Below are 10,465 nucleotides of genomic sequence, written 5' to 3'. Positions count from 1 at the left end.
TCCAGGGCTGAGCCCGGAGCGGGCCGGGCACACCCGAGCGGTGGGCCCGGCCCGGCCTGCCCTGTGCGTCAGGGGCGGGCGTACGGCCTGGTCATGATCTCCATGTTGTGGCCGTCCGGATCGTCGAAGTAGGCCCCGCGCCCTCCGAACAGGTCGTTGACCCGGCCGGTCTCGGTGTGTGCGGGGTCGGCGTAGTACGTCACCCCGACCGTCTCAAGGCGGCCGATCATCGCGTCGAACTCCTCCTCGGGCACGAGGAACGCGTAGTGCTGCGGCTGGATCGGCTCGTCCCGCTTCTCGTAGTAGTCGAGCGTCACGCCGTTGCCGAGATCGACGGGCAGGAACGGCCCGAACGGGGCGCCGACCTTCAGACCGAGGATCGCGGCGATGAACTCGGCGGACAGGTGCCGGTCGCTCGCGTAGACGGCGGTGTGGTTCAGCTGGACATGCATCAGTGGTGAGTCTCCGGTCTTGGAATCCGCTTCACGGGATCCGGTTCTCGGGATCCGCTGGAACGCGGCGCCGCGAAGGGGCGCCGGCAGGGAAAGACGCGGAGGAGTACGGCGGGCCTCTCGCCCGCCCCGGGCTCACGCCGGGGCCGGGAACCTCACTCGTGCATGGCCCAAGGCCGACCCGGTCGTCACGCCCGTGACCTTAGTGCCCGGTGATCGCCCGCGGCAACGCTATTTCCGGCGCCGGAGGAACAGCCACACCCGCGTGGCCATGAGGCCGAGGATGACCACGGCCGCCGTGATCTGCAGCCAGCGGGGGACCGCGTCGAGGCGGGGCAGGAACAGGGCGAGCGGCGTCATGGGCACCACGCCTCCTCGTGTGCGGCATATCGGGGTCCGTGTCGCGAATGTACCAAGCCGGGTGACGTACGACGGCGGGACCCGGCAGCCGTCAGATCACCTTGCGGCGCACCAGCGCGGCCAGCACCAGGGCACCGGGCAGCAGCGGCCCCCAGACCGTGAGCAGACGGAAGCCGACGACCGCGGCGGTCGCCTCGACGACCGGTGACCCCGCGCCCACGAGCGTGAGGGTGAGGGCCGCCTCGACGGACCCGATCCCGCCCGGCGTCGGCACCACCCCGGCCAGCACCGAGGCCGCGAGATACGCGAGGGCGATGTCCAGCGACGGCACCGGCATCTGAAGGGAGCGCGCCACCGCGACCATGACGGTGGCCTGCAACGCGGGAAAGCCGACCGCCCCGCACCACAGCGCCAGCGCGCGGGCGGGCCGGGCGTGCAGGGCCCGGACGTCGGTCAGCGCGGTGGCCAGGAAGTCCCGGACGGCCCCGCGCAGCGGCCGCACCCACCACAGCACCCCCGCCGCGACGGCGACCGCCGCGACGAGCAGCAGCACCGCCAGGCCACCCCGCTCGGCCGGCATCAGCCCGCCCAGCGGCAGCGCGTCGGGCGAGGCCGCCATCAGCGTGATCAACAGGGCGTACCGGCCGATGGGTTGCGCCAGTGAGTACAGCGCCAGCGCGGCGCAGGCGCGGGTCGCGGGTATCCCGCAGCAGCGCATGAACCGCAGGTTCACGACGTGCGCGCCGAGCCCCGCGGGCAGCAGGTGATTGGCGGAACCCGCGGCGACCTGAGAGGCGAACAGCCGCCCCACGGGCAGTGGTTCGAGCACCGCGCCCTGCCGCAGCAGACACACCGGCAGCCAGCACGTGATCGTGACCACGGCCGCGGCCAGCAGCCAGCCGGGATCCGCGCCGCGCAGCTGCGTGAGCCCCGCGGTGAACAGGGGCCAGTTCCAGGTCACCCACCCGGCGACCAGGACGAGTGGAACGAGCGCAAACCATTTCCGTACGGGGAGTCGGCGTCGCAGGGCAGGCCGCAGGACAGGGGGAGGGGGAGTGGCCACGCTTGAGCCGTCCTTTCCGAGCGCGCACAGCGCAAGGCAGGGGAGGGAGCGGAATGGGGCTATTACGGTGATGCCCGTTTTGCCGACATCGTAGTGTCGTGCGCTCGCCAATCTGCCAAATCGTGCGGGCCGGTGCCCATGTGCGAGGAACCACCCCCGTAACGTGTGTGCCCGATGAGCAGGAGATGCACGGAGGAGAGGCCCGCAGCCCGATGGTGAACGACCCTGTCGATCCGGACGCGGACCTGCACGTTCCCGCCCCGCGCGAAGCCGCCTGGCAGGGGCAGGGCCCCGTCGTCGCCGTGGTCTCGATCGGCGGCGCGATCGGCGCGAGCGCCCGCTACGGAGCGAGCCTGCTGTGGCCCACGGCGACCGGCGCCTTCCCCTGGACGACGCTCGTCGTCAATGCGGTCGGCTGCGCCGTCATCGGCGTCTTCATGGTCGTCATCAACGAGGCCCGGGCGGCGCACCGCCTCGTCCGGCCGTTCTTCGGCACCGGCGTCCTCGGCGGCTTCACGACCTTCTCCACATACGCCGTGGACATCCGGAGCCTGATCGTCGAAGGCCACCCGCGCACCGCCCTCGGTTACTTGGCCCTGACGGTGTGCGTGGCGCTCGCGTCGGTGTGGGCCGCGGCGGGGCTGACCCGCCGCGTCATCGAGTGGAGGCAGCGGTGACAACCGGCAACCCGGACGGGGGCGAGGCGTGAACTGGCTGTTGGTGATCGTGGGCGCGATGGTCGGCGCCCCGCTGCGCTATCTCACCGACCGCACCGTCCAGTCCCGGCACGACACGGTGTTCCCCTGGGGCACGTTCACCGTCAATGTGGCGGGGTCCCTGATCCTCGGCCTGGTCACCGGCGCCGTCGCGGCCGGCGGCGCCTCGTCCCAGGTGCAACTGCTGCTGGGCACTGGCCTGTGCGGGGCGCTGACGACGTACTCCACGTTCTCGTACGAGACCCTGCGCCTGGCCGAGCGCGGGGCGCGCTTCTACGCGGCCGTCAACGTCGTCGCCGGCGTTGCGGCGGGGCTCGGGGCCGCCTTCACGGGTGCGGCACTCGCGGCGGCCGTCTGGGCCTGAGGGAGCGGAGCGGCCGGACACTCTCAGGCCGCGACGACCAGCCGCTGCACCGGGTACGAGCGGTGTGGGGCCACGACGCCCCCGTCGGGACGCAGCTCGCCGGTGTCGTCGAAGACGATCGTGCCGTCGCAGCACAGGCTCCAGCCCTGTTCGGGGTGGGCGGCGACGACATGCTCGGGGTGCGGGCACGTGGGGCGGTGGAAACACATGGCGAACCTCCGAGGTCGGCCGGGTGGGCGGTCCTGGAGGGCTGCCCCCGTACCTCGACGATGCGCCTGTGGGGCCCCGCGAACCAGGTCCCGGCGCCGAATGTGACAGCTCCCGGACACTCCCGGAACCGTTCTACGACCGCCGCCCGCCACCCCTGGCCGTAAGAGAGGCGTCAAGGGCGCGCACGGCGGCGTATGGGAGCCGTCAACGAGCGCCGAAACCGGCCATGACCGGGGGTTTCCTCTCAGTGTCAGTTCCGAATCAAGACTTTCACCCAGGGAGCTCACGATGGCCGACATGGCCTTCGTCGTCACCACGATCGCGGTCTTCGCGCTGGTGGCACTCGTCGCCAAGGGGGTGACCAAGCTGTGACCGCCGAGAACATCGTCGGCCTCGTCGTGGCCGTCGCCCTCCTGGGCTATCTCGTCCTCGCCCTCATCTACCCGGAGAGGTTCTGAGTACAGATATGAGCCCCGAACTCGCCGGAGTGCTCCAGCTGCTCGCGCTCATAGCGGCCCTGGCGCTGGCGTACCGCCCCCTCGGCGACTACATGGCCCGGGTCTACTCCTCCGGCAAGCACCTGCGGGTGGAGAAGTGGATCTACAAGGGCATCGGCGCCAACCCGGACGCCGAGATGCGCTGGACCGCCTACCTGCGCGGCGTCCTCGCCTTCTCCGCGGTGAGCGTCCTCTTCCTCTACCTGTTGCAGCGCGTGCAGGGTTCCCTGCCCGGCTCGCTCGGCTTCACATCGATCGACCCGGACCAGGCCTTCAACACGGCCGCGTCCTTCGTCGCCAACACCAACTGGCAGTCGTACTACGGCGAACAGGCCATGGGCCACGTCGTGCAGACCGGCGGCCTCGCGGTGCAGAACTTCGTCTCGGCGGCCGTGGGGATCGCCATGGCGGTCGCCCTCGTGCGCGGCTTCGCCCGCTCCCGCACCGGTGAGCTGGGTAACTTCTGGTCCGACCTGGTCCGCGGCACCGTCCGCATCCTGATCCCGCTCTCCGTCGTCGGCGCGCTCGTGCTCGTCGCCTGTGGCGCCATCCAGAACTTCTCCGGCATCCACTCGGTCGGCCAGTTCATGGGCGGCTCGCAGCAGTGGAACGGCGGCGCGGTCGCCTCCCAGGAGGTCATCAAGGAGCTGGGCACCAACGGCGGCGGCTACTTCAACGCCAACTCGGCCCACCCCTTCGAGAACCCCACCGCGTTCTCGAACCTCTTCGAGGTCTTCCTGATCCTCGTCATCCCCTTCGCGCTGACCCGCACCTTCGGCAAGATGGTCGGCTCGGTCAAGCAGGGCTACGCGATCCTCGCCACGATGGCGACCATCTGGATCGGCTTCGTCGCCCTGATGATGTGGACCGAGTTCGCCCACCACGGCCCGGCCTTCGAGGCCGCGGGCGGCGCGATGGAGGGCAAGGAGACCCGCTTCGGCATCGGCGGCTCGGCGATCTTCTCGGTCTCCACGACGCTCACCTCGACCGGCGCGGTGAACTCCTTCCACTCCTCCAACACCGGTCTCGGCGGCGGCCTCAACCTGCTCGGCATGCAGCTCGGCGAGATCGCGCCCGGCGGCGTCGGCTCCGGCCTCTACGGCATGCTGGTCATGGCGATCATCGCGGTGTTCATCGCGGGACTCATGGTGGGCCGGACGCCCGAGTACCTCGGCAAGAAGATCGGCACCCGCGAGATCAAGTTCGCGGCCTGCTACATCCTCGTCACGCCGGCCCTCGTCCTCGTCTTCACCGCCCTCGCGATGGCCCTGCCGACCCCGCCGAACTCCATGCTCAACCCCGGCGCGCACGGCTTCTCCGAAATCCTGTACGCGTACACGTCCGGCGCCAACAACAACGGCTCCGCCTTCGCGGGCCTGTCCGCCGACACCCAGTGGTTCAACACCACGATCGGCCTCGCGATGCTGCTCGGCCGCTTCCTGCCGATGGTGTTCGTGCTCGCGCTCGCCGGTTCGCTGGCCGAGCAGCGGCCGATCCCGGCCACGGCGGGCACGCTGCGCACCAACAAGCCTTTGTTCACCGGCCTGTTGGTCGGCACGCTCCTGATCATCACCGGTCTGACGTACTTCCCGGCGCTCGCGCTCGGCCCGCTCGCGGAAGGGCTCGCGTCATGACGACCGTACGTACCGAACGTTCCGAGAATCTTGAGGACACGATGTCCACTGCCACACCCACGAGGGCGCCCCACCAGGACGTGCCCACCGGGCACGAGCCCGGCGGCGGCAAGGTCGGCGGGGGCCTGTTCGACCCCAAGCAGCTGCTGAAGTCGCTGCCCGACGCCTGCCGCAAGCTGAACCCGCGCATCATGGTCAAGTCGCCCGTGATGTTCGTGGTGCTGATCGGGTCCGTGCTGACGACGGTGTTCTCCTGTCTGCACCCGTCCGACTGGTTCGGCTGGACGATCAGCGTCTGGCTGTGGCTGACGGTGATCTTCGCGAACCTGGCGGAGGCCGTCGCCGAGGGGCGTGGCAAGGCGCAGGCCGACACGCTGCGCAAGGCGAAGACCGACACCGTGGCGCGGCGCCTGGTGGGGGAGCGCGAGGAGCAGGTCGCCGGCACGCAGCTGACGATCGGTGACCTCGTCGTCTGCGAGGCCGGCGACATCATCCCCGGCGACGGTGACGTCGTCGAGGGCGTGGCCTCCGTCGACGAGTCGGCGATCACGGGCGAATCCGCCCCGGTCATCCGCGAGTCCGGCGGCGACCGGTGCGCGGTCACCGGCGGCACGAAGGTGCTCTCCGACCGCGTCGTCGTCAAGATCACGACGAAGCCCGGCGAGACCTTCATCGACCGCATGATCAACCTGGTCGAGGGCGCCGCCCGGCAGAAGACACCGAACGAGATCGCGCTCAACATCCTGCTGGCCTCGCTGACCATCGTCTTCCTGCTCGCGGTGGCCACACTGCCGCCGTTCGCGAACTACGCGGGCAAGCACCTCAGCATGGTCGTGCTCGTGGCCCTGTTGGTGTGTCTGATCCCGACCACCATCGGCGCGCTGCTCTCCGCGATCGGCATCGCGGGCATGGACCGGCTGGTGCAGCGCAACGTACTGGCCATGTCGGGCAGGGCAGTTGAGGCGGCGGGTGACGTGTCGACCCTGTTGCTCGACAAGACCGGCACCATCACCTTCGGTAACCGCCAGGCCGCCGAGTTCGTGCCGGTGCGCGGCACCACGGAGGCCGAGCTCGCCGATGCCGCGCAACTCTCTTCACTGTCCGACGAGACACCCGAGGGCCGCTCCGTCGTGGTCCTCGCCAAGGAGAAGTACGGGCTGCGCGAGCGGCACCAGGGCGAGCTGACGGGCGCCGAGTGGATCGAGTTCACCGCCCAGACACGTATGTCGGGTGTCGACGTGGACGGGCGCAGGATCCGCAAGGGGGCGGCCGGTTCGGTCATCACCTGGGTCAAGGAGCAGGGCGGCCGCATAGCCGAGGACGCCGACACTCTCGCCAACCTGATCTCCGAGGCGGGCGGCACGCCGCTGCTCGTGGCGATCGAGGACACAGAGGGCGCCCGCGTCCTCGGTGTCATCCACCTCAAGGACGTCGTCAAGGACGGCATGCGCGAGCGGTTCACCGAGCTGCGCCGCATGGGCATCAAGACCGTGATGATCACGGGTGACAACCCGCTGACGGCCAAGGCGATCGCCGAGGAGGCGGGCGTCGACGACTTCCTCGCGGAGGCCACGCCCGAGGACAAGATGGCCCTCATCAAGCGGGAGCAGGCGGGCGGCAAGCTCGTCGCGATGACCGGCGACGGCACCAACGACGCGCCCGCCCTCGCGCAGGCGGACGTGGGTGTCGCGATGAACACCGGTACGTCGGCCGCGAAGGAGGCCGGCAACATGGTCGACCTCGACTCGAACCCGACCAAGCTCATCGAGATCGTCGAGATCGGCAAGCAACTCCTCATCACCCGGGGCGCGTTGACGACCTTCTCGATCGCCAACGACGTCGCGAAGTACTTCGCGATCATCCCGGCGCTGTTCGCGGCGGTCTACCCCGGCCTCGACAAGCTCAACATCATGGGCCTGTCCAGCCCGGACTCCGCGATCCTCTCCGCGGTCATCTTCAACGCGATCATCATCATCGCCCTGGTCCCGCTCGCCCTGAAGGGCGTCCAGTACCGGCCGGTGAGCGCGGACAGGCTGCTCCGCCGCAACCTCGGGATCTACGGCCTGGGCGGGCTCGTCGCGCCCTTCATCGGGATCAAGCTCATCGACCTCCTCATCTCCCTCGTCCCCGGGCTGTGACCTTCAGAAAGCGTGTCGATCGTCATGAACAACTCAGTAGGAAACACGGCCCGGTTGCTCTGGGCGGGGCTGCGCGCCCTGATCGTCCTGACCGTGGTGTGCGGGGTGCTCTACCCGCTCGCGGTCACCGGCGTCGCGCAGGTGGCCTTCCACGACAAGGCCAACGGCTCGGAGATCAGTGACGGGGGCAAGGTCGTCGGCTCCTCCCTCATAGGCCAGACGTACCTCACCAAGGACGGCAAGCCGGACCTCGCGTGGTTCCAGCCGCGGCCCTCCAATGGCCTCGGCGAGAACACCGTGAACACCCAGTACAAGCTGATCCTCTCCGGCGCCACCAACCTCTCCGGTGACAACAAGGAGCTGGTGAAGCAGGTCGAGTCCGCCAAGGCCGCCGTCGTCGAGGACAACTCCACGGCGACGTACAAGGTGAAGGCCTCGGACATCCCGGCCGACGCCGTCACCTCCTCCGGCTCGGGCCTCGACCCGGCGATCTCACCCGAGTACGCCGACCTCCAGGTGCACCGGATCGCGGAGCGGAACCACCTCTCCGTCGCGCGCGTCCAGAAGCTCGTCGACGCGCACAAGGACGGCCGGGACCTCGGATTCATGGGCGAGCCGCGGGTCAACGTCCTCGAACTCAACGTCGCACTCAGGGAGTTGACCCGCTGAACGGTCCCGGTCGCCGCTCCGTCACAACTGGCCGGGGATCACGAGGATGACCCACGTCGCGAGCGGAGCGATCACGGTCATGCTCAGGCCCCATGCCATCAGCCGTCGGAAGACGGTGTCCCGCATCTCCTCCGGAGCGCTGGCCACGGTCAGCGCTCCACTGGTGGAGAACGGTGAGGAGTCCACCACGGAGGACGAGATCGCCAGGGCGCTGATCATGCCGATCGCGCCGATCTCGCCCCCGGCGAGGAACGGTACGGCCAGCGGGATCAGGGCGCCGAGGATGCCCGTCGTGGACGCGAACGCGGACACCACGCCGCCGATCACACAGATGAGCAGCGCAGACACCAGGGGTGTGCCGAGGTCGCTGACGCTCTCGCCGGCCCACTTGATGGTGCCCATCTCGTCCATCAGGCTGACGTACATCACGATGCCGCAGACCAGCAGGACGGTCGGCCAGGCGCAGCGCTCGACGGCTCCCTTCGCCGAGGCGGGGGAGACGAGGCACAGGACGGCCGAGACGACGAAGGCCATCAGGCCCACGTCGAGGTCGAAGGCGAGCGAGCCGACGGCCAGGCTGATCACCCCGAGCACGGTGAGCGCGCGGACCGGGGTGAGGTGATGGACCTCCTCCTCGACTCCGACGGCAGCCGGGGCCGGTGCCGGGGCGGTCGCGGTGGCGGTGCCGCCGGAGGTGCCGTCGGGTGTGGGGGTCGGTGTCCGGTCGGCGGCCGTGGCCTGCGCCGGGACGCCGTTTCCGCCATCCTGGGTGGGCGGTTTTCCGGTCACGCTCTCCGCCCGGCGTCCCAGCAAATTGCGGCCGCCGAACAGGAAGAAGACGATCACGCTGAGCGCGAGATTGAAGAGGAACGAAGTCAGGAAGAGCATGCCCTCGCTGCCGGGCAGGTCCTCCCGCTGCACCACGCCGTTGGTGATGGTGCCGAAGATGCTGATCGGCGAGAAGCCGCCGGCGCTGGCACCGTTGATGATGAGCAGGCCCATCAGGATCGGGTTGATCTTGTGCCGCACGGCGAAGCCCATGCCGATGGGCGCCATGATGCCCACCGCGCCGGGGACGACCGCGCCGGAGGCCGTCAGGGCCCCCGTGATCAGAAACATCACCCACGGGATGAGGGCGATCCTGCCGCGCACGGCACGTGTCGAGGCCTGGACGAGCCAGTCGACGGTGCCGTTGTTCTTGGCGATCGCGAACAATAGCGTGACGCCGACGAGCACCACGAACAGATCGCCGGGAAATCCGGCGAACAGCTCGTCCGCCGACTCACCTGCGACGGCCGTGCCGACGATGAACGCCGCGACGATGGCGATGACGCCCATGTGCACCTTGGTGAAGGTTGCAATGAGGAACACGAGCACAAGGCCGATGATGGAGATGACTTGATCTGACACGAGGCTTCCTCGCCTTCGGTCGGTGGTCACCACACATTCAGGACATTCCGGAATCCGGAATCTGGGTTTCGGGTTGGGGCGAGAGTATGGAAGGCGTCTGATGGGACGTCAAGACACCTCGCGCATCAGGAGATTCGGGCGCTGATGGTGCGCGCCGCCTCCTGCACCAGGCCACCGAAGGTGGCGGCCGCGTCCTCGGTCATCCGGCTCGTCGGCACATTGACACTCACGCTGGCCACCGGCAGGCCCCCCGCGCCGAGCACGGCCGAGGCCACCGCCGAGACGTCCGCGCGCCACTCGCCCGAGTTCGTCGCGTAGCCGAGCGCCCTGATCTCCCGTACCTCCGCGAGGAGTTGCTCCCGGTCGGTGACGGTGGTGCCGGTGTAGCGCGGCAGCCCCTCGTCGAGGTACTGCTCGACCGCGTCGTCGGGGTCGGCGGCGAGCACCGCCTTGCCGTTGGCGGAGGCGTGCATCGGGAGGTCCTGGCCGAGCGGCAGGATGATGCGCACGGCCTTGCTGGTCTGGAGCCGCTCGACCAGCAGCACCCTGCCGCCCTCGCGCACCGCCAAGTGGACCGTCTCGTCGGTCCGTTGACGCAGTTCCTCCATCACCGGAAGGGCCGCGTCGCGCAGTCCCAGCTCGTCGGTGGCGTGCCGTCCGACGTGCAGCGCCTTGGTGGTCACCACCCAGCGGGTGGGGGTTCCTCCGGCGGGGCGGATCCAGCCCGTGGTGTGCAGCGTGACGAGCGAGCGCTGGACGGAGCTCTTCGGCAGGTCGAGGGCCCTGGCCAGGTCGGCGACGCCGACGGGCTGGCGGGCCGCCACTTCCTCCAGTGCCCGCAGGGTGTTGGCCACGTTCTGCATCATCGCGAGTCCTCACGCATCCGTTGATCCCGGCCGATGGCCGGTACGCGGCCGTTGATCCCAACCGGCGACCCGTACACGGCCGTTGA

The 10,465-nt window shown here is 69.5% G+C and carries 12 protein-coding genes; 6 read left to right on the top strand and 6 right to left on the bottom strand.

All coding sequences use genetic code 11. The features are described from left to right. Positions 1-68: 68 nt before the first annotated feature. The 3 genes from ACYSUO_RS33525 to ACYSUO_RS33515 form a co-directional block, all read right to left on the bottom strand. Positions 69-452 (bottom strand): VOC family protein, encoded by a 384-nt coding sequence (locus ACYSUO_RS33525; RefSeq protein WP_461779988.1) that lies wholly within the window; start codon positions 450-452, stop codon positions 69-71. 231 nt (positions 453-683) lie between these two features. Then, entirely contained in the window at positions 684-812 is a 129-nt protein-coding gene (locus tag ACYSUO_RS33520; protein WP_461779987.1) for a hypothetical protein, read from the bottom strand. 91 nt (positions 813-903) lie between these two features. After that, positions 904-1,875 carry a lysylphosphatidylglycerol synthase transmembrane domain-containing protein gene (locus ACYSUO_RS33515; RefSeq protein ID WP_461779986.1) on the bottom strand — a complete coding sequence of 324 codons (972 nt, stop codon included), beginning with the start codon at positions 1,873-1,875 and terminating at the stop codon, positions 904-906. 212 nt (positions 1,876-2,087) lie between these two features. Between ACYSUO_RS33515 and crcB (ACYSUO_RS33510) the strand changes: the two genes are divergently transcribed. Then, positions 2,088-2,552, top strand: coding sequence for a fluoride efflux transporter CrcB (crcB, locus tag ACYSUO_RS33510; RefSeq protein ID WP_461779985.1), 465 nt, complete (start codon positions 2,088-2,090; stop codon positions 2,550-2,552). A 28-nt stretch (positions 2,553-2,580) separates the two neighbouring features. After that, positions 2,581-2,955 carry a fluoride efflux transporter CrcB gene (crcB, locus tag ACYSUO_RS33505; protein WP_461779984.1) on the top strand — a complete coding sequence of 125 codons (375 nt, stop codon included), beginning with the start codon at positions 2,581-2,583 and terminating at the stop codon, positions 2,953-2,955. A gap of 23 nt (positions 2,956-2,978) precedes the next feature. Here the strand turns inward: crcB (ACYSUO_RS33505) and ACYSUO_RS33500 are convergent, their stop codons facing one another. Continuing rightward, on the bottom strand, positions 2,979-3,164 hold the full coding sequence (locus ACYSUO_RS33500; protein ID WP_266724424.1) for a DUF5999 family protein: 186 nt from the start codon (positions 3,162-3,164) through the stop codon (positions 2,979-2,981). Positions 3,165-3,533: 369 nt separating this feature from the next. Here ACYSUO_RS33500 and kdpF point away from each other — a divergent pair, with 369 nt between their 5' ends. From kdpF to ACYSUO_RS33480, 4 genes are read left to right on the top strand one after another with little or no spacing between them, the layout of a single operon-like run. Beyond that, complete coding sequence (kdpF, locus tag ACYSUO_RS33495; RefSeq protein ID WP_018533641.1) at positions 3,534-3,623, top strand: K(+)-transporting ATPase subunit F; 90 nt, start codon at positions 3,534-3,536, stop codon at positions 3,621-3,623. Positions 3,624-3,631: 8 nt separating this feature from the next. Beyond that, positions 3,632-5,296 carry a potassium-transporting ATPase subunit KdpA gene (gene kdpA, locus ACYSUO_RS33490; RefSeq protein ID WP_461779983.1) on the top strand — a complete coding sequence of 555 codons (1,665 nt, stop codon included), beginning with the start codon at positions 3,632-3,634 and terminating at the stop codon, positions 5,294-5,296. 41 nt (positions 5,297-5,337) lie between these two features. Then, positions 5,338-7,434, top strand: coding sequence for a potassium-transporting ATPase subunit KdpB (gene kdpB, locus ACYSUO_RS33485; protein WP_461779992.1), 2,097 nt, complete (start codon positions 5,338-5,340; stop codon positions 7,432-7,434). 24 nt (positions 7,435-7,458) lie between these two features. Next, positions 7,459-8,103 (top strand): potassium-transporting ATPase subunit C, encoded by a 645-nt coding sequence (locus ACYSUO_RS33480; protein WP_461779982.1) that lies wholly within the window; start codon positions 7,459-7,461, stop codon positions 8,101-8,103. A 21-nt stretch (positions 8,104-8,124) separates the two neighbouring features. On the opposite strand, the gene ACYSUO_RS33475 is transcribed toward ACYSUO_RS33480, so the two are convergent. Then, positions 8,125-9,513: an SLC13 family permease gene (locus ACYSUO_RS33475; protein ID WP_461779981.1), complete on the bottom strand. Its 1,389-nt coding sequence runs from the start codon at positions 9,511-9,513 to the stop codon at positions 8,125-8,127. A 125-nt stretch (positions 9,514-9,638) separates the two neighbouring features. Further along, positions 9,639-10,379 carry an IclR family transcriptional regulator gene (locus tag ACYSUO_RS33470; RefSeq protein ID WP_461779980.1) on the bottom strand — a complete coding sequence of 247 codons (741 nt, stop codon included), beginning with the start codon at positions 10,377-10,379 and terminating at the stop codon, positions 9,639-9,641. Between the last annotated feature and the right edge of the window lie 86 nt (positions 10,380-10,465).

The organism is Streptomyces sp. UC4497 (assembly GCF_054871485.1).
The sequence above is the reverse complement of the archived record's forward strand: the minus strand, read 5'-3'. Positions and strand labels throughout refer to the sequence as shown.

Coding starts and splice junctions, on each gene's coding strand:
- ACYSUO_RS33520 (WP_461779987.1), bottom strand. CDS start 812: ATGACGCCGCTCGCCCTGTTCCTGCCCCGCCTCGACGCGGTCCCCCGC.
- ACYSUO_RS33470 (WP_461779980.1), bottom strand. CDS start 10,379: ATGATGCAGAACGTGGCCAACACCCTGCGGGCACTGGAGGAAGTGGCG.
- ACYSUO_RS33500 (WP_266724424.1), bottom strand. CDS start 3,164: ATGTGTTTCCACCGCCCCACGTGCCCGCACCCCGAGCATGTCGTCGCC.
- crcB (WP_461779985.1), top strand. CDS start 2,088: ATGGTGAACGACCCTGTCGATCCGGACGCGGACCTGCACGTTCCCGCC.
- ACYSUO_RS33480 (WP_461779982.1), top strand. CDS start 7,459: ATGAACAACTCAGTAGGAAACACGGCCCGGTTGCTCTGGGCGGGGCTG.
- kdpA (WP_461779983.1), top strand. CDS start 3,632: ATGAGCCCCGAACTCGCCGGAGTGCTCCAGCTGCTCGCGCTCATAGCG.
- kdpB (WP_461779992.1), top strand. CDS start 5,338: ATGTCCACTGCCACACCCACGAGGGCGCCCCACCAGGACGTGCCCACC.
- ACYSUO_RS33525 (WP_461779988.1), bottom strand. CDS start 452: ATGCATGTCCAGCTGAACCACACCGCCGTCTACGCGAGCGACCGGCAC.